Annotated in this window: 20 protein-coding genes and 1 pseudogene; 4 read left to right on the forward strand and 17 right to left on the reverse strand. The window is 69.4% G+C overall.

The window, feature by feature from the left end; all coding sequences use genetic code 11:
• The 4 genes and pseudogenes from ACPYOG_RS12645 to pgl all read left to right on the forward strand — a co-directional run.
• Positions 1 to 706 (forward strand): annotated as a pseudogene (locus ACPYOG_RS12645) (glucose-6-phosphate isomerase); the annotation flags it as partial.
• 11 nt (positions 707 to 717) lie between these two features.
• Positions 718 to 2,295, forward strand: coding sequence for a glucose-6-phosphate dehydrogenase (gene zwf / locus ACPYOG_RS12650; RefSeq protein ID WP_481294566.1), 1,578 nt, complete (start codon positions 718 to 720; stop codon positions 2,293 to 2,295).
• Positions 2,292 to 3,251: a glucose-6-phosphate dehydrogenase assembly protein OpcA gene (locus ACPYOG_RS12655; RefSeq protein ID WP_481294548.1), complete on the forward strand. Its 960-nt coding sequence runs from the start codon at positions 2,292 to 2,294 to the stop codon at positions 3,249 to 3,251. The genes zwf and ACPYOG_RS12655 overlap by 4 nt, the downstream gene beginning before the upstream one ends.
• Positions 3,248 to 4,018, forward strand: coding sequence for a 6-phosphogluconolactonase (gene pgl / locus ACPYOG_RS12660; RefSeq protein ID WP_481294549.1), 771 nt, complete (start codon positions 3,248 to 3,250; stop codon positions 4,016 to 4,018). Before ACPYOG_RS12655 ends, pgl begins: the two co-directional genes overlap by 4 nt.
• On the opposite strand, the gene ACPYOG_RS12665 is transcribed toward pgl, so the two are convergent.
• The 17 genes from ACPYOG_RS12665 to uvrB all read right to left on the reverse strand — a co-directional run.
• Entirely contained in the window at positions 3,999 to 4,433 is a 435-nt protein-coding gene (locus tag ACPYOG_RS12665; protein ID WP_481294550.1) for a hypothetical protein, read from the reverse strand. The two genes, pgl and ACPYOG_RS12665, sit on opposite strands and share 20 nt — an antisense overlap.
• Before the next feature lie 48 nt (positions 4,434 to 4,481).
• Positions 4,482 to 4,853, reverse strand: a complete 372-nt coding sequence (locus ACPYOG_RS12670; RefSeq protein ID WP_090038170.1) for an RNA polymerase-binding protein RbpA — start codon at positions 4,851 to 4,853, stop codon at positions 4,482 to 4,484.
• Between the two features lie 27 nt (positions 4,854 to 4,880).
• Positions 4,881 to 5,126 (reverse strand): preprotein translocase subunit SecG, encoded by a 246-nt coding sequence (gene secG / locus ACPYOG_RS12675; protein WP_481294551.1) that lies wholly within the window; start codon positions 5,124 to 5,126, stop codon positions 4,881 to 4,883.
• 70 nt (positions 5,127 to 5,196) lie between these two features.
• Positions 5,197 to 6,000, reverse strand: a complete 804-nt coding sequence (gene tpiA, locus ACPYOG_RS12680) for a triose-phosphate isomerase (RefSeq protein WP_481294552.1) — start codon at positions 5,998 to 6,000, stop codon at positions 5,197 to 5,199.
• Positions 5,988 to 7,205, reverse strand: a complete 1,218-nt coding sequence (locus tag ACPYOG_RS12685) for a phosphoglycerate kinase (RefSeq protein WP_481294553.1) — start codon at positions 7,203 to 7,205, stop codon at positions 5,988 to 5,990. The genes tpiA and ACPYOG_RS12685 overlap by 13 nt, the downstream gene beginning before the upstream one ends.
• Before the next feature lie 15 nt (positions 7,206 to 7,220).
• Positions 7,221 to 8,225: a type I glyceraldehyde-3-phosphate dehydrogenase gene (gene gap / locus ACPYOG_RS12690; RefSeq protein ID WP_481294554.1), complete on the reverse strand. Its 1,005-nt coding sequence runs from the start codon at positions 8,223 to 8,225 to the stop codon at positions 7,221 to 7,223.
• Positions 8,226 to 8,338: 113 nt separating this feature from the next.
• Positions 8,339 to 8,965, reverse strand: coding sequence for a superoxide dismutase (locus tag ACPYOG_RS12695; RefSeq protein ID WP_481294555.1), 627 nt, complete (start codon positions 8,963 to 8,965; stop codon positions 8,339 to 8,341).
• A 139-nt stretch (positions 8,966 to 9,104) separates the two neighbouring features.
• On the reverse strand, positions 9,105 to 10,085 hold the full coding sequence (gene whiA, locus ACPYOG_RS12700; protein WP_481294556.1) for a DNA-binding protein WhiA: 981 nt from the start codon (positions 10,083 to 10,085) through the stop codon (positions 9,105 to 9,107).
• A gap of 55 nt (positions 10,086 to 10,140) precedes the next feature.
• A complete protein-coding gene (rapZ, locus tag ACPYOG_RS12705) occupies positions 10,141 to 11,031 on the reverse strand; it encodes an RNase adapter RapZ (protein WP_481294557.1) in 891 nt (296 codons plus the stop codon).
• A 36-nt stretch (positions 11,032 to 11,067) separates the two neighbouring features.
• On the reverse strand, positions 11,068 to 13,092 hold the full coding sequence (gene uvrC / locus ACPYOG_RS12710; protein ID WP_481294558.1) for an excinuclease ABC subunit UvrC: 2,025 nt from the start codon (positions 13,090 to 13,092) through the stop codon (positions 11,068 to 11,070).
• Positions 13,093 to 13,100: 8 nt separating this feature from the next.
• Positions 13,101 to 16,013: an excinuclease ABC subunit UvrA gene (gene uvrA / locus ACPYOG_RS12715; RefSeq protein ID WP_481294559.1), complete on the reverse strand. Its 2,913-nt coding sequence runs from the start codon at positions 16,011 to 16,013 to the stop codon at positions 13,101 to 13,103.
• Positions 16,014 to 16,202: 189 nt separating this feature from the next.
• Positions 16,203 to 16,721 (reverse strand): hypothetical protein, encoded by a 519-nt coding sequence (locus tag ACPYOG_RS12720; protein ID WP_481294560.1) that lies wholly within the window; start codon positions 16,719 to 16,721, stop codon positions 16,203 to 16,205.
• Positions 16,718 to 18,025, reverse strand: coding sequence for a DUF58 domain-containing protein (locus ACPYOG_RS12725; RefSeq protein WP_481294561.1), 1,308 nt, complete (start codon positions 18,023 to 18,025; stop codon positions 16,718 to 16,720). Before ACPYOG_RS12725 ends, ACPYOG_RS12720 begins: the two co-directional genes overlap by 4 nt.
• 46 nt (positions 18,026 to 18,071) lie before the next feature.
• Positions 18,072 to 19,097, reverse strand: a complete 1,026-nt coding sequence (locus ACPYOG_RS12730) for an AAA family ATPase (RefSeq protein WP_481294562.1) — start codon at positions 19,095 to 19,097, stop codon at positions 18,072 to 18,074.
• A complete protein-coding gene (locus ACPYOG_RS12735; protein ID WP_481294563.1) occupies positions 19,087 to 19,662 on the reverse strand; it encodes a hypothetical protein in 576 nt (191 codons plus the stop codon). Before ACPYOG_RS12735 ends, ACPYOG_RS12730 begins: the two co-directional genes overlap by 11 nt.
• Before the next feature lie 26 nt (positions 19,663 to 19,688).
• On the reverse strand, positions 19,689 to 20,462 hold the full coding sequence (locus tag ACPYOG_RS12740) for a DUF4129 domain-containing protein (RefSeq protein ID WP_481294564.1): 774 nt from the start codon (positions 20,460 to 20,462) through the stop codon (positions 19,689 to 19,691).
• A 111-nt stretch (positions 20,463 to 20,573) separates the two neighbouring features.
• On the reverse strand, positions 20,574 to 22,298 hold a 1,725-nt coding region (gene uvrB, locus ACPYOG_RS12745), incomplete at its 5' end, for an excinuclease ABC subunit UvrB (protein ID WP_481294565.1).

Genomic DNA, 22,298 nt, shown 5'->3' on the forward strand with positions numbered 1-22,298 from the left:
CCTGCAGGTCGTCCGCCTGGTGGCGAACGCCGAGGCGCACCACCTGTTCCCGGCCGACCGGCACCAGGGCGAGATCCTCGTCTCCGGCAGCCTGGGCGCACAGCTCCTGGTCTGGGAGTACGCCGTCGCGGTCGCTGGTCGTCTGCTCGGGATCAACCCGTTCGACCAGCCTGACGTCGAGGCGGCGAAGGTCGCCGCGCGCTCGCTGCTCGACGACCGGCCGGCGCCGGTCACGCCCGCGTTCACCGCCGGCGGCATCGAGGTGCGCAGCACGGGCGCGTTCCTCGGTGAGGCGAACACGCTGGAGACCGCAGTGGATGCGCTCCTCGCGCAGCTCGGACCCGACGGCTACGTCGCAGTCCAGGCGTACGTGAACCGCATCGCGCTCCCCCAGCTCGCGGGCATCCGCGACCTGCTGGCGGCCAAGGCGAACCGTCCGGTCACCTTCGGCTGGGGACCCCGGTTCCTCCACTCCACGGGTCAGTTCCACAAGGGCGGTCCCGCGGTCGGCGTGTTCCTGCAGATCACGGCCACACCGTCCGAGGATCTCGAGATCCCCGGGCGACCCTTCACGTTCGGGCAGCTCATCCAGGCCCAGGCCGCCGGCGACGCCAGCGTCCTCGGCGAGCACGGCCGCCCGGTGCTGACCCTGACCCTCACGAACCCCGAGGCGGACGTCGTCTCGCTGTTCGAGGCCGTCAACTGAGCGCGTTGACCATGTCGACCGAGCAGCTGATCAAGGAGACGACCCGCTTGTCACCGGTGGAGATCACCCCGGAGTTCAACCCGTTGCGGTTGCCCTCCGACCGCCGCCTCAACCGCATCGCGGGGCCGAGCAGCCTCATCATCTTCGGAGTGACAGGCGACCTGTCACGCAAGAAGCTGATGCCGGCGGTCTACGACCTGGCGAACCGCGGCCTGTTGCCGCCCGGATTCTCCCTCGTCGGGTTCGCCCGGCGTGACTGGGAGGACCAGGACTTCGAGAAGGTCGTGTACGAGGCGGTCAAGCAGTACGCCCGCACGCCGTTCGACGACGATGTGTGGCAGCAGCTCGCACAGGGCATCCGCTTCGTGCCGGGCGAGTTCGACGACGACGACGCCTTCCGGCGTCTGAAGGCGACCGTCGAGCAGCTGGACGCCGAGCGCGGCACGATGGGAAACCACGCGTTCTACCTGTCCATCCCGCCGAAGGCGTTCCCGATCGTCACCGAGCAGCTCAAGCGGTCCGGTCTCGCCGACCAGGACGGCAAGGGCTGGCGCCGCGTCGTCATCGAGAAGCCGTTCGGACACGACCTGCAGTCGGCTCGTGAGCTGAACGCCGTCGTCGAGACGGTCTTCCCGCCCGACTCGGTCTTCCGCATCGACCACTACCTCGGCAAAGAGACGGTCCAGAACATCCTGGCGCTGCGCTTCGCGAACGAGCTGTACGAGCCGATCTGGAACGCCAACTACGTCGACCACGTGCAGATCACGATGGCCGAGGACATCGGCGTCGGCGGCCGCGCAGGCTACTACGACGGCATCGGCGCTGCGCGGGACGTCATCCAGAACCACCTGCTGCAGCTGCTCGCGCTCACCGCCATGGAGGAGCCGATCTCGTTCAACGCCGCAGACCTGCGCGCCGAGAAGGAGAAGATCCTCGCGGCCGTCCGGCTTCCGAAAGACCTCGCGACGGCAACGGCGCGCGGCCAGTACGGCAACGGATGGCAGGGCGGCGAGAAGGTCCCCGGCTTCCTGGAAGAGGACGGGATGAATCCCCAGTCCACCACGGAGACCTTCGCGGCCATCAAGCTGGAGATCGGGACCCGCCGCTGGGCGGGCGTGCCGTTCTACCTGCGCGCGGGCAAACGCCTGGGCCGCCGGGTCACCGAGATCGCGGTCGTCTTCAAGCGCGCCCCGCAACAGCTCTTCGCGGAGTCGCAGACCAGCGCGCTCGGCCAGAACGCGCTCGTCATCCGCGTGCAGCCCGACGAGGGTGTGACCATCCGCTTCGGCTCGAAGGTCCCCGGCGCCGGCATGCAGGTGCGCGACGTCAGCATGGACTTCGGCTACGGCCACGCCTTCACGGAGGCCAGCCCCGAGGCCTACGAGCGGCTCATCCTGGATGTGCTGCTCGGCGACCCGCCGCTCTTCCCCCGCCACGAGGAGGTCGAGCTCTCGTGGAAGATCCTCGACCCGATCGAGCACTTCTGGGCCACGCAGGGCCAGCCCGAGCAGTACCGCCCCGGAACCTGGGGCCCGAAGTCGGCCGACGAGCTCCTCGCCCGTGACGGCCGCGTTTGGAGGCGTCCATGATCGTCGATCTTCCGGCGACGACCGTCAGCAACATCTCGAAGGCGCTCGTCAAGATCCGCGAGGAGGGCGGCGCCGTCGCCCTCGGCCGCGTGCTGACGCTCATCATCGCCACCCACCTCGGGCAGGAGGAGGAGGCCATCGAGGCCGCCAACGACGCCTCCCGCGAGCACCCGATGCGCGTCATCGTTGTGTCCACCGAGGAGGACCGTCACAACGGGGATCCGCGTCTCGACGCGCAGATCCGGGTCGGCGGCGACGCCGGCGCGAGCGAGGTCATCGTGCTCCGCGCGTACGGCGAGACCGCGAGCGACGAGGAGGGGCTGGTCACCGGCCTGCTCCTGCCCGACGCTCCCGTGGTCGTCTGGTGGCCGGGACTCGCACCCGAGAGGGCCTCGTCCTCTCCGTTGGGGCGCATCGCGACCCGCCGGATCACCGACGCCTCGACGCAGCCGAATCCGCAGGAGTTCCTGGTCCACCTCGGGGAGACCTACGCCCCGGGCGACACGGACTTCGCCTGGACGCGTCTGACGCTGTGGCGGGCCCAGCTCGCCGCGGTCCTCGACCAGCCGCCCTACGAGCCCATCACGGCCGTGGATGTGGCCGGCGCGGCCGACTCCCCCTCCACCCTCCTCCTCGCCGCGTGGCTGCGCCTGCAGCTGCAGGTGCCGGTGCAGTACGACCTCGCCTCGCGCGCGATCGGCTCCGGCGGCATCCACGGCGTCAAGATGGAACGCGAATCCGGTGTGATCGAGCTCGCGCGTGAGATCCCGAACGTCGCCCGCCTGTCGCAGCCGGGACAGCCGACGCACGATCTGTCCCTGCCGCGCCGGAACCTCCGGGACTGCCTCGCCGAAGAACTGCGTAGGCTGGACCCGGACGACCTCTATGGCGAGGTGATCACCAAGGGTCTCGCACTGCTGGAGACCTCCGACGAAGGAGCAGGCGTCAGGGCATGACGAACGAACGACGGGTGCTCGTCCACCCGGACAAGGAGGCACTGGCGGCATCCGTGGCGGCACGTTTCCTCACCAAGACCATCGACATCCTCGACGACCTGGGACGCGCCAACATCGCGCTGACCGGTGGGACGATGGGGATCGGGGTGCTGGAGGCCGTCAACTCCTCCCCCGCCCGCGACACCATCGACTGGTCGAGGGTGCACGTCTGGTGGGGCGACGAGCGGTTCGTTCCGCGGGACAGCCCCGACCGCAATGAGCGTCAGGCGCGCGAGGCGCTCCTCGACCACATCGCACTCCCGCCCGAGAACGTGCACCCGTTCCCGTCATCGGACGAGATCCCGGACATCGACGAGGCAGCGCGCGTCTACGCGGCCGAGCTGCAGGCGTTCGGGTCGAACGACTGGCCCTGCCCGAAGTTCGACATCATGTTCCTCGGCGTCGGTCCCGATGGGCACATCGCCTCGCTCTTCCCGGACCGGCCCGGCATCCGCGAGACCGAGGCGACGGTGATCGCCGAGCGCGAGTCGCCGAAGCCTCCGCCGGAGCGACTGAGCCTCACCCGGCCGGTGATCAACTCGTCCGATCGGATCTGGCTGGTCCTCGCCGGCAGCGACAAGGCGAGCGCGCTCGGACTCGCACTCGCCGGCGCGAGCTACACCGAGGTGCCGGTCGCCGGCGCCAAGGGACGGAAGCGGACGGTGTTCTTCGTGGACAAGGAAGCCGCGGTCGACGTGCCCGAGAACCTCATCGCGCCCAGCTACTGACCCGCTCCCGCAGAGTCATCAGCCGCGCGCAGGGCGCGCCCGTCAACGGTCCGCGACTGCGGATCGCGAGGCGGTCGCGCCCTGCCGCGGAGATGTCCCGCTCGAACGCGTGCGTCAGCAGGTGCAGGTAGAACGCGAGCAGGCGAGCCGTCTCGTCGCGCACCTCCTGCTCGGGGCCCGTCAGCTCGAGGTCTTCGACCCAGCGCTGCAGCCCCACGAAGGTGATGCGCAGGTGGAGAGCGTTCCGCGCGTCCGCAGCACTGGGCACCGCGTCGTCCTGACAGCGGGTCAGGAGCCGTTCGGCGTCGACGGCAGCGCGCACGCCCTCGTCCAGGAGGGCCAGCAGGCTCAGCGTGCCGACGGCCTCCCCCAGTTCGCGCGGGAGATCGCTTCGATCGTCCCGTGAGCCACGCATCCACGACCTCCTACCCGTGGTAGGAAGTGTAGCCGCACGCTGGGTCTTCTACGCCTCGGTGCTCGTGGGGCGGCCGCGACGGGCGCGCAGCTGGTTGAGGGCGTCTTCGAGCAGCTGCTCCGCCTCCTCTTCGCTGCGACGCTCCTTCACGTAGGCGAGGTGCGTCTTGTAGGGCTCCGCCTTCGCCACCGACGGCGGGTTCTCCTTGTCGCGGCCGGCCGGGAGGCCGGACGACGGAGAGTCGATGATGTCGGGGATCTCCTCCTCGGGGAGGTTCGCCGCGAAGTAGCGGACGGTCTCGTTGCCGAGCGCGTCCCAGTACGAGATGGCGATCCGATCGGCGTGGAAGCCGCGGTCCTGCTCGCCCATGGGGCCGGCGCCGACGCGCGAGCCGCGGATTGCACTGCCTCCGGAAGCCATGCTGTGTCTCCTTCTACCGTGGTGCGCTTACGCGCTGAATTTGGTGATCAGACCGAGCACGACGATGCACGCGATCCAGATCAGGCCCAGGATCACGGTGATCCTGTTGAGGTTGCGCTCGGCCACACCGGAGGCGCCGAGGTTGGAGGTGACGCCGCCGCCGAACATGTCGGACAGACCGCCGCCCCGGCCCTTGTGCAGAAGGATGAGCAGCGTCAGCAGGAGGCTGGTGATGCCCAGCAGCACCTGCAGGACGACCTGGAGAATCAGCACGGGGAACCTTTCGGAAAGCGACCGGGCGACGCCCGGGGAAACCAACGACCAGTATAACGTGCGGTGCTCGTCAGAGCCCGACGTGCTTCTGATACCGGACGATGGCCGCGAACTCGTTCACGTCGAGGCTCGCGCCGCCGACCAGTGCGCCGTCCACGTTGGGCTCGCGCATGAAGGCCGCGATGTTGCCCGACTTCACCGATCCGCCGTAGAGGATGCGTGTCTTGGCTGCGACATCCTCGCCCAGCAGCTCCACGATGACGCCGCGAAGCGCCGCCGCGACCTGCTCGGCCTGCTCGGGCGTGGCGGCCTGGCCGGAGCCGATCGCCCAGACCGGCTCGTATGCCACCACGAAGTCGGCGGCAGAGTCGACCTTCGAGAGCGCGGCGCGGAGCTGAGCGACGGGTACGGCGCTGGCGCCGTGCGTCTCCAGGTCTTCCGCCGTCTCACCGACGCAGATGATCGGGGCGATGTTGTGCGACAGGGCCGCAGCGACCTTGGCAGCCACCTGCTCGTCGGTCTCGGCGTGCAGCGTCCGCCGCTCGGAGTGCCCGATGATGACGTAGCGCGATTCGAGTGCCTCGAGGAACGCGGCCGAGACCTCGCCGGTGTAGGCACCGGACTCGTGCTCGGACACGTCCTGCCCGCCGAAGGCGAGCGGCAGCTTGTCGGCCGCCACGAGCGTCTGCACGCTGCGAAGATCCGTGAACGGCGGGAACACCGCCACCTCGACACTCGAGAAGTCGTGGTGCGCATCTTTCAGCGTCCACGCCAGCTTCTGCACGAACGCGATCGCCTGCAGGTGATCCAGGTTCATCTTCCAGTTGCCGGCGATGAGCGGGATCCGCCGCACCGAGGGGCTCACTGCTGCCATCCGAGGACCTCCAGACCGGGGAGACGTTTGCCCTCGAGGAACTCGAGGCTGGCGCCTCCGCCCGTCGAGATGTGACCGAACTGGTCGTCGCTGAAGCCGAGCGCACGCACGGCCGCGGCCGAGTCGCCGCCGCCGACCACGCTGAGGCCGTCGACCTCGGTGAGTGCTTGCGCGACCGCCTTGGTGCCGGCCGCGAACGGCGCGAGCTCGAACACGCCCATCGGGCCGTTCCAGAACACCGTCTTCGAACGCCGGACGTACTCGGCGAACAGCTCCGCCGTCTCCGGGCCGATGTCGAGCCCGAGGCCCTTCTCGGCCCAGTCGGTGTCCTCGATCGCGTCGACCGGACGCACGACGTGCTCCGCATCCGCACCGAACTTCGAGGCGACCACGACGTCACGCGGCAGCACCAGCTCGACGCCGAGCTCCTCGGCCTTGGCCAGGTAGCCCTTCACGGTGTCGATCTGATCGGCCTCGAGCAGGCTCGAGCCGACCTTCAGGCCTTGCGCCGCGAGGAAGGTGAACAGCATCCCGCCGCCGATCAGCAGCGAGTCGACCTTCGGAAGGAGGTGCCCGATGACGCCGAGCTTGTCGGAGACCTTCGAACCGCCGAGCACCACCGCATAGGGGCGCTCCGGGTTCTCGGTCAGCCGGTCGAGCACCTCGAGCTCGGCCTGGATGAGTGTGCCTGCAGCGCTCGGAAGCAGCTGCGCGAGCTCGTAGACGCTCGCCTGCTTGCGGTGGACGACACCGAAGCCGTCCGAGACGAAGGCGTCGCCGAAGGCGGCGAGCTTCTCGGCGAATGCCTTCCGCTCCGCCTCGTCCTTGGCGGTCTCCCCCGGGTTGAACCGGAGGTTCTCCAGCAGGGCGACGTCGCCGTTCGCCAGGCCGGCGACGGCATCCTGAGCGGCACCGCCCACCGTGTCGGACGCGAACGTCACGGGTGAGCCGAGCAGCTCGGAGAGCCGCTGGGCGACCGGCGCCAGGCTGTACCGGGCGTCGGGCGCGCCCTCCGGACGGCCGAGGTGGGAGATGACGACCACCTTCGCACCCTGGTTGATCAGGGCGTTGAGGGTGGGGATCGACGCTCGCACGCGGCCGTCGTCCGTGATCGTCGCGCCCTCGAGGGGCACGTTGAGATCACAGCGGACGACGACGCGCTTTCCGGCGAGCGAACCGAGTGAGTCGAGGGTACGGAGCGTCACGTCGGCTGCCGCGGCTCAGAGACGCTCGGCGACGTACTCGGTCAGGTCGACGAGACGGTTGGAGTAGCCCCACTCGTTGTCGTACCAGCTCGAGAGCTTCACCTGGTCGCCGAGGACGCGCAGCAGGCCCGCGTCGAAGATCGACGAGTGCGGGTCGGAGACGATGTCGCTGGAGACGATCTCATCCTCGGTGTACTTGAGGATGCCCTTGAGGGGACCCTCGGCGGCCTTCTTGTACGCGGCCTTGACCTCATCGACCGTGACCGGGCGCGATGCCGTGACGGTGAGGTCGGTGATCGAGCCGGTGGGCACCGGGACGCGCAGCGCGAAGCCGTCGAGCTTGCCCTTCAGCTCCGGGAGCACCAGGCCGATGGCCTTGGCGGCACCCGTGGAGGTCGGGACGATGTTGATCGCGGCGGCGCGGGCACGGCGCAGGTCGGAGTGCGGTCCGTCCTGCAGGTTCTGGTCGGCGGTGTAGGCGTGGACCGTGGTCATCAGACCGCGCTCGATGCCGAACTCGTCGTTGAACACCTTGGCCAGCGGCGCGAGGCAGTTGGTGGTGCAGGAGGCGTTGGAGATGATGTTGTGCGCCGCCGGGTCGTACAGGTGCTCGTTGACGCCCATGACGAACGTGGCGTCCTCGCCGTTCGCCGGAGCCGAGATGATGACCTTCTTCGCGCCGGCCTCGATGTGCTTGCGCGCATCCTCGGCCTTGGTGAAGCGGCCGGTCGACTCGATGACGATGTCGACGCCCAGGTCGCCCCATCCGAGGTTGGCGGGGTCGCGCTCGGCGAGGACCTTGATCGGCTTGCCGTTGACGACGATGTTGTCGCCGTCGAGCTCCACGGTGGCATCCAGGCGGCCCGTGATGGAGTCGTACTTGAGCAGGTGCGCGAGCGTCTTGTTGTCGGTGAGGTCGTTCACCGCGACGACGTCGAGGTCGCTGCCCTTCGCCAGGGCCGCGCGCAGGTAGTTACGACCAATGCGACCGAACCCGTTGATTCCGATCTTTACGGACACAGATGACTCCAGTTACTCGATGGGCGCCGCAGGGCGCACTTTGGTTAGGTGTGTGTGGGTGTGTGTGGCGGACTCGACGTCCCGGGAGGATCCCTCCCGGGACGCCATCCTGGTTACGACAGTAGCAGGAGACCCGCGGTCTTCTCGCGCGCCCGGAGGAAGCGGTCGTTCACATCGGCCCAGTTGGTGATGTTCCAGAACGCCTTGACGTAGTCGGCCTTCACGTTGACGTAGTCGAGGTAGAAGGCGTGCTCCCACATGTCGAGCATGAGCAGCGGGACGGTCGCGGCGGCGAGGTTGCCCTGGTGGTCGTACAGCTGCTCGATGATCAGCTTCTGGCCCAGGGAGTCCCAGGCGAGGATGGACCAGCCGGAGCCCTGGATGCCGAGGGCCGACGCGGTGAAGTGCGCGCGGAACTTGTCGAACGAGCCGAAGAACTCGTCGATGGCCGCGGCCAGCTCGCCGGCCGGACGGTCGCCGCCGTCCGGGGACAGGTTGTTCCAGAACACGGTGTGGTTCACGTGACCGGCGAGGTTGAACGCGAGGTCCTTCTGCAGCTTGTTGACGTTCGCGAGGTCATCGGCGTCGCGGGCCTCCGCGAGCTTGGCGATGGCGGTGTTGGCGCCATCCACATACGTCTTGTGGTGCTTGTCGTGGTGCAGTTCCATGATCCGGCCGCTGATGTTCGGCTCGAGCGCCGAGTAGTCGTACGGAAGGTCCGGCAGGGTGTAGTCAGCCATTACTCATCTCCACTGTTGTTGTGATTCGAGCGACTCATCGAGTCTACTGGGAGCAACCCGGGCGGCCGCCGGAAGCTTCCAGGCGGCCGGCAAGCGTTCCTGTCGGACGCTGCCCGATCGGGCGCTGCCCCATCGAAACCTACACCTCGTCCAAATCGGCGGGGAGGCTGGCCTCCGTGCCCGGGATGCCGAGGTCGGCGGCGCGCTTGTCGGCCATCGCGAGGAGACGGCGGATGCGGCCGGCCACCGCGTCCTTCGTCATGGGCGGGTCGGCGTAGTGGCCGAGCTCGTCGAGGCTGGCTTCGCGGTGCGCCAGGCGCAGCTCGCCCGCGTAACTCAGGTGCTTGGGAACCTCCGGGCCGAGGATCTCGAGGGCGCGCTCCACGCGGGCGCAGGCCGCGACGGCGGCCTGCGCGGAGCGGCGCAGGTTGGCGTCGTCGAAGTTGACGAGGCGGTTGGCGTTCGCGCGGACCTCGCGCCGCTGGCGCAGCTCCTCCCAGTTGGACACTGTCTCCGATGCGCCCATCGCCACGAGCATCGCGCTGATGGCCTCGCCGTCGCGGATGACCACCCGGTGGACGCCGCGGACCTCGCGGGCCTTCGCGGAGATCCCGATCCGGCCGGCGGCGCCGACCAGGGCCATCGCGGCCTCGTTGCCGGGGCAGGTGACCTCCAGGGCGGCGGAGCGGCCCGGGTCGGTGAGCGAGCCGTGCGCGAGGAAGGCACCGCGCCAGACGGCGGCCAGCTCCTCGCGGGTTCCGGTGGTGAGGCGGTTCGGGAGGCCGCGGATCGGCCGGCGGCGGGCATCCAGTAGGCCGGTCTGGCGCGCCAGGGTCTCACCGCCCTCGAGGACCCGCACGAGGTACTGGCTGGTCTGCCGCAGGCCCGAGGCCGAGGTGACGGAGACGTCGCTGCGGACGCCGTACAGCTCGGCGAGGTCTTTTCGCACACGGCGGGCGAGTTCGGGAGTATCCAGCTCGCTCTCCACCGCGATCCGGCCGCCGATCAGGTGGAGACCGCCGGAGAACCGGAGGATGGTCGCCAGCTCTGCTGCCCGGACCGTGGTCTTGCCGACCTCGATCTTCGTGAGCTCTTCCTTGACGTCGGCGGTGAGAGCCAATCGGATTCCTTACTGTCTCAAGGCGAGGGTGGTGCCGTGGGGGGATGAGCCGTGATCATTCGCGGCCGAGGTCGCGGTGCTTGGTGTTCACCGCCAGACCGGGGAAACTGCGCAACCGTGCCGCGAGCTCTTCCGCAATCGCGACGGACCGGTGTTTTCCGCCAGTGCAGCCTATCGCGATCAGAGCGTGCCGCTTGTTCTCGCGGTGATAGCCGCTCATGATCGGCCGCAGGGCCGAGACGTAGGCCTGGATGAACTCGTCGGCGCCGTCCTGGGTCAGGACGTAGTCGCGCACGACATCGTCCAGCCCGGTGTGCTGGCGGAGCTCGGGATTCCAGAACGGGTTGGGAAGGAATCGCGCGTCGGCCACCATGTCGGCGTCCGCCGGCAGTCCGTACTTGAAGCCGAAGCTCATGACGGTGACCTGCACATCCGCCGCGTTCTCCACGGCGAAGGTGTCGGTGATGTTGGTGGCCAGCTGGTGGATGTTGAGATCGGAGGTGTCGACGATGATGTCGCTCGCCTCCCGGATCTCGCGAAGCCGGGTGCGCTCCGCGGAGATCCCGTCGAGGATGGTGCCGTCGCCCTGGAGCGGATGCGGACGCCGCACCTGCTCGAAGCGCCGGACCAGCACCGCATCGGACGCCTCCAGGAACAGGACGCGCACCTGGGTGCCCTCGCGCAGGCTCTGGATCATGTCGCGGAGGTCCACGAAGAAGTTGCGGCCGCGCACATCCACCACCGCGGCGATGCGCGGAAGCCCGGACTCGGCGCGGTTGGCGAGTTCTATCAGCGGGCGGAGCATCTGAGGCGGGAGGTTGTCGACGACGTACCAGTCGAGATCCTCCAGCGCGTTGGCGACCGTCGAGCGGCCGGCGCCCGACATCCCGGTGACGATGAGCACCTCCTGCTGCTCGGCGCTCACGACAGTCTCGTCGGTGGCCATAGACCGGTCTCCTCCGCTCCGTGGGGTGACACCAGCCTAGCGACTGGATGCTGCGGGCAGGCTCCCCTCGCTGTTCGCGAGCCTCTCGAAGATCGCGGCGGCGAGCGTCGGGCCGACTCCGCGGACCTCGGCGATCTGGGCCGGCGTGGCCTTGCGCAGCTGCGCCACCGAGCCGAAGTGCTTCAGCAGCTCCTTCACGCGAGCGGGGCCGAGGCCCGGGATCTCGGCGAGAACGCTCCCGATGTCGCGCTTCCGGCGGGCCCGCTGGTAGGTGATCGCGAAGCGGTGCGCCTCGTCGCGGAGCCGCTGGATGAGGAACAGTGCGTCGCTGTTCCGCGGCAGGATGACCGGGAAGTCGGAGTCGGGCAGCCAGATCTCCTCGAGCCGCTTGGCGATGCCGGCGAGCTGGATCCCCGTCACCCCCGACTCGTCGAGGGCCCGCTTGGCGGCGGCGACCTGCGGCTGGCCGCCGTCGACGATGAGCAGGTTCGGCGGGTACGAGAACTTGCGGCGACGGCGTTCGGAGCCGTCCACGACCCCGTCGGCGCCGGCCGCACCTTCCGCGTCGAGCGCGGTGTCCTCGGCCAGCTGGTCCTCGGCTGCCTCGGCGGCCGTCCGCGGTGCCGACGCATCCACGGTGTCGCTCTTCAGGTATGCCAGCCGGCGCGAGATCACCTGATGGATCGACTCCGTGTCGTCCGTGGACTCGGGGATGCTGAAGCGCCGGTACTGGTCCTTGCGGGGCAGTCCGTCCTCGAACACCACCATCGAGGCGACGATGTTCGTACCGCTGAGGTGCGAGACGTCGTAGCACTCCATCCGCAGGGGCGCGTCGTCCATCCCCAGAGCATCCTGGATGTCGTTCAGCGCCTTCGACCGCGCCACGAAGTCGGAGCTGCGCCGGGTCTTGTAGAGGATGAGCGCGTTCTTGGCGTTCATCTCGACGGTCTGCGCGAGGGCCGCCTTCTCGCCGCGCTGCGCCGTCTTCAGCTCGACGCGGCCCGTGTGCCGGCCCCGGGGCGCAGAGGGGTCGGGCGTCTCCCGGCGGCGCTGGGTGAGCCAGAGCTCCAGCTCTGCGGTGTCCTCGGGCAATTCGGGGACGAGGATCTCACGAGGCGGGGCGTCGGGTCCGTCGTACGCGTTCTGCACGACCGTCTCGACGAGTTCGCCGAGGCTGACGTCGAGCTCCTTGTCGACCACCCAGCTGCGGACACCGCGCACCCGGCCGCCGCGGACGATGAACTGCGTCACGGCGGCCGCGAGCTCGTCGTGCGCGATGCCGAAGACGTCCGCATCCACACTGTCGGTCAGGACGACCGCGCTCTTGCCGAGCACGCCCTCGAGCGCCTGGATCGCATCCCGGTGGCGGGCGGCCGCCTCGTAGTCGAGGGTGCTCGCCGCCTGCTTCATCTTCTCGGTCAGGTCGCGGAGATAGCCGCTGTCGTTTCCCGCCATGAACGAGGCGAAGTCGATCGCGAGGGACTTGTGGTCCTCCGGCGTGATGCGGCCGACGCAGGGCGCCGCGCACTTCCCGATGTCGCCGAGGAGGCACGGGCGGCCGGTCAGCTCCGCACGGCGGTACACGCCGTCGGAACAGCTCCGCATCGGGAACGCCTTGAGCATGAGATCGACCGTCTCGCGGATCGCCCACACCTTCGTGTACGGGCCGAAATAGCGCGCGTCCGGGATGTTGCGATTGCGCGTGATCATCACGCGCGGCACGCGGTCCCCGAGCGTCACGGCCAGGTACGGGTACGTCTTGTCGTCGCGGAACTTGACGTTGAAGGGCGGGTTGAACTCCTTGATCCAGGTGTACTCGAGCTGGAGGGCCTCGTACTCGGTGCCCACGACCGTCCACTCGACGCTCGCCGCTGTGGTGACCATGCGGCGGGTGCGCTCGTGGAGGCTGCGAAGCGGCTGGAAGTAGTTGCTCAGCCGGGCGCGGAGGTTCTTCGCCTTGCCCACGTAGAGCACACGCCGGTTCTTGTCGCGGAACCGGTACACGCCCGGCTGCGTGGGGATCTCGCCGGCCTTCGGCCGGTAGCTGACGGTGTCGGCCACGGCGCGCCTCAGGCGGCACCCCGGGCGGACTCGCCCTGCAGCATCTCCTTGAGGAAGAAGCCCGTGTGGCTGCCCGGGGCCTCGGCCACCTGCTCCGGCGTGCCGGTCGCGATGACCTCGCCGCCGCCGGCGCCGCCCTCAGGTCCCATGTCGATGATCCAGTCGGCCGACTTGATGACGTCGAGATTGTGCTCGATCACGATGACCGTGTTGCCCTTCTCGAGCAGCCCGTTGAGCACCAGCAGGAGCTTGCGCACATCCTCGAAGTGCAGCCCGGTCGTAGGCTCGTCGAGCACGTACACGCTGCGGCCGTTGGACCGGCGCTGCAGCTCGGTGGCCAGCTTGACGCGCTGGGCCTCGCCGCCGGAGAGCGTGGTCGCGCTCTGGCCGAGCCGGACGTAGCCGAGTCCCACATCCACCAGCGTCTGCAGGAAGCGGTGGATCGCCGAGATCGGCCGGAAGAACTCGGCCGCCTCGCTGATCGGCATGTCGAGCACCTCGGCGATGTTCTTGCCCTTGTAGTGCACCGAGAGCGTGTCGCGGTTGTACCGCGCTCCCCCGCACACCTCGCACGCGACGTAGACGTCCGGCAGGAAGTTCATCTCGATCTTGATCGTCCCGTCGCCCGAGCACGCCTCGCAGCGTCCGCCCTTGACGTTGAAGCTGAACCGGCCGGGGAGGTAGCCGCGGGCCTTTGCCTCCGGGGTCTCGGCGAACAGCGTCCGGATGCGGTCGAAGACGCCGGTGTAGGTCGCCGGGTTGGACCGCGGAGTGCGGCCGATCGGCGCCTGGTCGACGTGCACGACCTTGTCGAGGTTCTCGAGACCGGTGACCGTGCGGTGCTTGCCCGGCACCTTGCGGGCGCCGTTCAGCTTGTTGGCGAGGACCCGGTACAGTATGTCGTTGACCAGCGACGACTTCCCGGAACCCGAGACGCCGGTGACCGCGACGAAGGTGCCGAGCGGGAAGTCGACCGTCACCTTCTTCAGGTTGTTGGCCTCCGCCTCCACGACCCGGATCATCCGCTTCTTGTCGATCTTGCGACGCTTCGGGGGCACCGGGATCTCGCGGCGGCCGGCGAGGTAGTCGCCGGTCAGCGAGTCGGTGTTCGCCAGGAGCTCCTCGTAGGAACCGGAGTGCACGACGTGTCCGCCGTTGACCCCGGCGCCCGGGCCGATGTCGACGATCCAGTCGGCGGTGCGGATGGTGTCCTCGTCGTGCTCGACCACGATCAGTGTGTTGCCGAGGTCGCGCAGCGCGACGAGCGTGTCGATGAGGCGGCGGTTGTCCCGCTGGTGCAAGCCGATGCTCGGCTCGTCGAGCACGTAGAGCACGCCCGTCAGTCCCGAGCCGATCTGGGTCGCCAGGCGGATGCGCTGCGCTTCGCCACCGGAGAGGGTCCCGGCCGCCCGCGCCAGGTCGAGATAGCTGAGGCCCACCTGGATGAGGAAGTCGAGCCGGATCTTGATCTCGCGCAGCACCTGGGCGCCGATCTTCTGCTCTCGCTCGGTGAGGTGCAGCTTCTCCATGAACGCGCGGGCGTCGCTGAGGCTCAGCTGCGAGGCGTCCGCGATGCTCCTGCCGTGCACGAGCACTGCGAGCACCTCGGGCTTGAGGCGCTTGCCGTCGCACACCGGACACGGCACCTCGCGCAGGTACTCGGCCCAGCGGGCACGCTGCGTGTCCGTCTCGGCCTGCAGGTACTGCCGTTCGATATAGGGCACGACGCCCTCGAAGCCGGAGGTGTACGACATCTCGCGCCCGTAGCGGTTCTTCCACCGCACCTTGACCTCGAAGTTGTCGCCGTGGAGCACGGCGTCCTTCACCTCGGTGGTCAGCTTCTTCCACGGGGTCTTCAGGGAGAACTTCAGATCGCGAGCAAGGCCGTCGAGCAGCTTCTCGTAGTAGTTGAAGAGTCCCTTGCCCTGGGTCGTCCACGGGATGATGACGCCCTCGGAGATGCTCTGCTCGTCGTCGCCGAGCAGCAGCTGCTCATCCACCGACATGCGCGTGCCGAGGCCCGAGCACTCCGGGCAGGCGCCGAAGGGAGCGTTGAACGAGAAGGTCCGCGGCTCGATCTCGGTCAGCTGGATGGGGTGGCCGTTCGGGCACGAGAGCTTCTCGCTGAAGTTCTGCCAGGCGGCAGGCCCCTCGCGGTCGACGAAGTTGACCTGGACCAGGCCGTCCGTCAGTCGGAGCGCCGTTTCCAGCGAGTCGGTGAGGCGGCCGAGGATGTCCGGGCCGGCGACCAGACGGTCGACGACGACGGAGATGTCGTGCTTGTACTGCTTCTTCAGCGTCGGCGGGTCGGAGAGCTGGATCTGCTCGCCGTCGACCAGCGCACGCGCGTACCCGCTCGCGGCCAGCTCTTTGAAGAGGTCGACGAACTCGCCCTTCTTCTGCGAGACGACCGGGCTGACGACCATGTACCGGGTGCCGGCCTCCAGCTCCATCAGCTGGTCGGCGATCTGCTGCACCGTCTGGCGCTGGATGCGCTCACCGCACACAGGACAGTGCGGCACGCCGATGCGCGCCCACAGCAGGCGCATGTAGTCGTAGATCTCGGTGATCGTGCCGACGGTCGACCGCGGGTTGCGGTTGGTGGACTTCTGGTCGATCGAGACGGCCGGGCTCAGGCCTTCGATGAAGTCGACGTCCGGCCGGTCCACCTGCCCGAGGAACTGGCGGGCGTACGCCGACAGCGACTCGACGTACCGTCGCTGCCCCTCGGCGAAGATCGTGTCGAAGGCGAGCGAGGACTTGCCCGACCCCGACAGGCCGGTGAAGACGACCATCGAGTCGCGCGGGATCTCCAGATCGACATTGTGGAGGTTGTGCACGCGCGCTCCACGCACGCTGAGGTGCGACCCCGTCACTCTGCTGATGTTCCCCGACTCGATGTTCACTCGCCCGCTGCTCACTCGCTCTATTCTCCGCCATCCGTGCTGTCTTCTCGGGGCTGTTCGCCCACCGCGCATCCCGTTCGCCAGCTCGAACGTGTGTTCGATTCTATCCTCCCGAACGCACGAAGCCGCGCAAGCGCGAGTCTAGGCGTGACCACCGACATTCGTCCCGGGACGGTTGCAGGAGGACGGCCTCCAGGCCCGCGGTCAGCGTGGCGCGCGAGGAGGCCGACGCAGCAGGGCCGGCAGCAGGAGACCGACCAGTGCGACCAGCGCGAGTCCGGACAGGACGGCCAAGAGCGGGCTGGAGGCTCCCCGGGCGGACAGGAGAAGCGCGACCGCGGCCGCCTGCGCGGGGACCTGGATCAGCACGAAGCGACGCAGCGACGGCAGCAGCACGGCAGGCTGCAGCCTCGCTGCGCTCGGCACGACGAGCATCCACCCGACGACGAGGTGCAGCGCGTGCACTCCCGCGACGAGACCGAGGAGTCGCGGGGTCACCGTTCCCGGCTCCACGAGCGACGAGAGCAGGAGGATCCCGATCAGCACCCAGGCGGTGAACCAGCGCGGGCGCCACACCGCGACCCCGATGAGCGCGGCCGCGATGCCGGTCCACGTGCCCACCGGGATGCCGACCAGCACGAACGGGAGCGCGATCGCAGCGAACAGGGCACGCACGGACCAGCCGGGGATCGTGAAGACGCCGAGGACGGGGACGCCGTTCATCGTCGCCGTCCCGCCGCGATCGCGCGGAGGGACGCCTCGCGGCCCGGCGCATCCTCCCACCGGACGAACTCCGCTCCCCCAGCCTGCAGCTGCTCCAGCCGGATGCTGCGTGCGAGCTCGACCGTCCGCAGGGCGAGACGGTCGCGCGAGGTCAGCTCCCGCAGATCCCGGGCCGGCAGGACGTCGACGGCGATCACGCGGTGACCCGCGGCGCGCCAGGTGTGCGCGAGGGTCACCGGCTGATCGTCGAGGAACGTCGAGAGCACGAACACGAGTGCCCCGGGCGACAGCCGCGGCGCGCGGACCCGCTGGAAGGTCGTCCCGGTCGCCGAGGTCAGCTCGATCGCGCGGAGCACCCGTTCCCGGTGCCGAGCGCCCGCCCGCGGAGGCAGCACGCGCCCGTACTCGCTCAGGTCGTCGAACCCCACCCGGTCTCCCGCCGCGGCGTACGCGGCGGTCAGCGATGCGGCTGCCTCGCGAGCGAGATCCAGTGACGACACCGCCGGGCGCGGGTACCGCTCCGACCAGTCCGCGATGACGCCGGTCAGGTCGTCCCTGGCGTCGATGACCAGGTGGATCGCAGCGTCCGAGGTTGCGGTCGTACGCCGGACGTACAGCTCCCCCGCCCGGCCCGCTCGGGCGGTCGCCCGCCAGTCGATCCGCCGGAGGCGGTCACCGGGATGGAAGAGGTCGATGTCGCGGAACTCTCCGCCCTCGCCCGGCCGGGTCGACACGTGCTGCCCGGTCAGGCCGAGGAGGCGTGCCGGGAGCGGGAGGCTCCGGACCGGTGCCTGGCGCGGACGCACGACGCGCTCGATCGCCGCCTCCTCCCCCGGCATGCTGACCCACGCCGCGTCGGCGCCGACCGCTCGCGCCTCGACCGCTACGACGCGCTGGCGGCCGGAGTGGACCAGCGGCACCTCGGCGGTCAGACCGGCCGCGGCACGCGCGGTGACCACCGCATCCACGGGCGCAGCTCCTCCCAGCGACAGCCGCAGCTGCAGGGCCTCGGGATGCTGTGCGGCGGCAGCATGCACGCGCACCGAGAGCAGGGGTAGGCCACGGGAGGTGTGGATGGCCTCCTCGGAGTCGGCTGAGGTGTCCAGGCTGACGGAGTCGCCGGATGGCCGGCGCTCCCAGCCGAGCGCCGCGGCCACCAGCAGCGGAGCACCGACGAACGCGGGCTCCGGCCGGGACATCACGAAGGCGGCGACCAGGCCGACCACTCCGATGACCACCGCGGCGGCCAGCGCCGGACTCGGCATCCAGGCGGTGCGGGTCGAGCTGCTCGCGCGATCCGTCATCCCGTCACCGCCTCCACCGGGCGATCCCGTCCGGCTGTCCCGCCGATCATCGGCTCGACGCCTCCTCGCCCGTCCGCTGTGCGACCCCGACCGCGGGCGGGCCGGGCACGGTGTTGACCACCTCGGTCACGACCTGCTCGGCCACCACCCCGCCGGTCCACGCCTGGACCGTCAGCGTGAGCCGGTGCGCCAGGACGGGAAGCGCGACGGCCTTCACGTCGTCCGGGATGACGAAGTCGCGCCCGTCCAGCACGGCCAGCGCTCGCGCGACGAGCAGGAGGCCCTGGGATCCGCGCGGGGACGCGCCCACCTCGACGGAGCGGTGCCGGCGGGTGGCGGCGGCAAGCCGGACGCAGTACGCGGCGATGTCCGGATCCACATCCACTGCCTCCACGCCCGCTTGCATCGACCGCAGGGTCGCTGCATCGATGACCGGCTCGACCGTGGCGACCTCGTGACGCCGGGCGACCCGCGAGAGCAGGACGCGTGCTTCGCCGTCCTCGTCCGGGTATCCGACCCTCAACCGGACCATGAACCGGTCGAGCTGCGCTTCCGGAAGCGCGTAGGTGCCCTCCGATTCGATGGGGTTCGCCGTCGCGACCACGTGGAACGGCGAGGGAAGCGGGAAGCTCTTCCCTTCTACGGAGACCTGCCCCTCAGCCATCGCCTCCAGGAGCGCCGACTGCGTCTTCGGCGACGTCCGGTTGATCTCGTCGGCGAGGAAGAGCCCGGTGAAGACGGGACCCGGCCGGAACTCGAAGTCGGCGATGCCCGGCACGTACACGAACGAGCCCGTGATGTCGGACGGCAGCAGGTCGGGCGTGCACTGGAGCCTCCGGAAGTCCAGCCCGACCGCGGCCGCGATGCTGCGGGCGGCCAGCGTCTTGCCGAGACCGGGAACATCCTCGAACAGCACGTGGCCGCCCGCGAGGATGGTCGCGAACGCGATCCGCAGTGGTTCGCGCATCCCCACGACGACGCTTCCGACCCGCTCGAGCACGTCGGCTCCCAAGCGCGCCACCTCGGAGACCGGAAGCGACGTCGCGGGATCGAACGGGGGTTCAGCGGACACGGGGCGGCTCCTCAGGGGTCGGGATCGGGGTGGGGGCGGTGGTCGGGGTCCGGGTCGGAGCGGGGGAAGCGCGTCCGCTCTGCGACGCGGGAGTGGCGGATGCCGCTTCGGCGGTCAGCGCCTCGAGGCGATCCAGCACCGCGGCCACGGCGGAGGTGCGCATCTCGAAACCGGATCCCCGTCGCAGGAGAGCCAGCGCCTGGCGCCCGAGGAGCGCCTCCAGCTGCGCGTCGGCGGAGCGGTCCTCCAGATCGAGGCCGCGCAGGGCCACTGCACGCTCCGCGACGGAACGCACCGCCCTGACGCCCTCCGACGAGACCCGGCCGCCACGGGCGCCGAGCGACCAGCCGAGCTGGGCGACGTCCCGGCGCGAGCCGGTCCGCGACGGCGCGGGCGGGGTCGCCCAGGTCACCTCTGCGACCTCGCCGAGCGCCGAAAGGCAGGACGACAGGCCGAATGCTGCGGCCCCCAGGCCGAGGGCGTGCGCCGCATCCATGCCGAGAAGCCAGGCGGCCACACCCATCGCGACGCCCAGCAGCGCGCTCAGGATGAGTCTCCGCGGCATCCCGGGCGGGAGTCGGCGAGTCGCGGTCATCGTGGTCCGGCCATTCCACGGTCACGGGCGGAGCCGCCCGGCGCCCGACGGTCCACGCCGGACGGGGCGACGCTCCACGAGGAGCGGAGCGCGTCGACGGCCCGGCGGGCCTCCGCGACATCCCCGGGGGTGACGGCTGCCGTGCTGAAGCGGGCACGGACGTAGAGGGTGAGCAGGCGCGCGGCCGCGTCCCGGTCGGCGGCGACCCGGGCGACCACGCGGGAGGCGAACTCGGCGGGCGTCTCGGCCGGGAGACGTCGGACGCCCCAGTCGGCGGCGCCCTCCTCGAGGCCCACCCAGGCGCGTTCGATCGCATCTCGGGGTTCCCGCTGTTCGGCGAGCACCTCGGCTGCCCGGTCGAGTCCTCGTCGTACGTGCTCCGGTTCGGGTTCCGGTTCAGGTGCCGGCGTCGGCGCAGTCGAAGCGTCGGCGGAGCTGAGCAGACCCAGCGCGGCCGCTTCGGGCGGATTCGCCCGTCTGCGGAGCCAACGCCAGAGCAGTGCCAGCGCGACCACCGCAGCGAGCACGATCAGCGCGACCAGAAGCCAGGACAGGTCCAGTTGCATCACCTGAGACTTCTGCTGGGGCTGCGGCGAGGAGGTAGGGAGCCGGTCGATGCTGCCGCTCGTCCGTGTCGGCGCCGGGGGGAGGAAGATCCGGGGTCCGCTGAACTGCGGGCTCCCTTGGAAGACCAGCGCCAGCAGGGCTGCTGCGACCAGGGCGACGCACGCAGCGAGCGTCCACCGCCGTCCTGTCGCCTGTGCTGCCACCCTGTAACCGTAGCCCGCGGGCCGAGAACAGGGGGAAACCACCGGGGTCGGGATTCTGCTCCTGCTCCTGCTCGTGCTCCACGGCTTCGGGCACCCGCAGCCACGGCAGGCTCAGCCGAGGTGGCCGGCCTTCTCCATCTGGCGGAGATCCCGCTTCAGATCCGACAGCTCGTCGCGCAGTCGGGCCGCCAATTCGAACTTCAGCTCGCCCGCCGCAGCCAGCATCTGCTGGTTGAGGTCGGCGATCAGTCCCTCCAGCTCCGCCGCACCCTCTGCGGCGATGCCGCCGCTCCGCAGGTTGGGGGTCGGACTCTTGCGCCGCTGCTCGCGACCGGCGAGCATCCGTGCCGTGTCCGCCTCTTCTCGCGCCAGAATGTCCGTGATGTCGGCGATCCGCTTGCGCAGCGGTTGCGGGTCGATCCCGTTGACACGGTTGTACTCGACCTGCTTCTCGCGCCGGCGGTCGGTCTCCTCGATCGCGTTCTTCATGGAGTCGGTGAGCACGTCGGCGTACATGTGCACGGCTCCGGAGACGTTCCGAGCCGCTCGACCGATCGTCTGGATCAGGGAGGTCGACGAACGGAGGAACCCTTCTTTGTCCGCGTCGAGGATGGCGACCAGCGACACCTCCGGGAGATCGAGTCCCTCACGCAACAGGTTGATGCCGACCAGCACGTCGTAGACGCCCGCACGGAGTTCGGTGAGTAGTTCCACCCGTCGGAGGGTATCGACGTCGGAGTGCAGGTACCGTACCTTGACCCCCGCCTCCGCGAGGAAGTCGGTCAGCTCCTCTGCCATCTTCTTGGTCAGCGTGGTGACCAGGACACGCTCGTCGCGCTCGGACCGCAGCCGGATCTCCTCGAGCAGGTCGTCGATCTGACCCTTGGTCGGCTTGACCACGATCTCCGGATCGATCAGGCCCGTCGGGCGGATGATCTGCTCCACCACGCCATCGGCGATCCCCATCTCGTACTTGCCCGGAGTCGCGGAGAGGTACACGGTCTGACCGACGCGATCCTTGAACTCGTTCCACTTCAGCGGCCGGTTGTCGAGTGCGCTCGGCAGCCGGAATCCGTGCTCCACCAGCGTGCGCTTGCGAGAGGCATCGCCCTCGTACATCGCGCCGATCTGCGGCACGGTGACGTGCGACTCGTCGATGACGACGAGGAAGTCGTCGGGGAAGTAGTCGAGCAGGCAGTTCGGCGCTTCGCCGGGCTGGCGCCCGTCGATGTGCCGCGAGTAGTTCTCGATGCCGGAGCAGAAGCCGATCTGCTCCATCATCTCCAGGTCGAACTGCGTGCGCATGCGGAGCCGCTGCGCCTCGAGCAGCTTGCCCTCGCGCTCCAGTTCTTGCAGGCGCTCGCGCAGCTCCTCCTGGATGGTGCCGATGGCGCGCTGCATGGTGGCCGGGCTGGCCGCGTAGTGCGTCGCCGGGAACACGGACACCGCATCCATCTGCTGGATCACGTTGCCGGTGAGGGGGTGCAGCGAGTACAGCGCCTCGATCTCGTCGCCGAACAGCTCGATTCGGATGGCGTGCTCCTCGTACATCGGGATGATCTCGATCGTGTCCCCGCGCACCCGGAACTTGCCCCGCGAGAAGTCGACATCGTTCCGCTCGTACTGCATGCCGACGAAGCGGCGGATCAGAGCGTCGCGCCCCACGTTCTGGCCGACCTGCAGGGCGACCATCGCCTCGAGGTATTCTTCGGCCGCACCGAGGCCGTAGATGCAGGACACCGTGGAGACGACCACCACATCCCGCCGGCTCAGCAGGGAGTTCGTGGTCGAGTGCCGCAGCCGCTCCACCTCGGCGTTGACCGAGGAGTCCTTCTC

Source organism: Leifsonia sp. HAY1-4F (genome assembly GCF_056755275.1).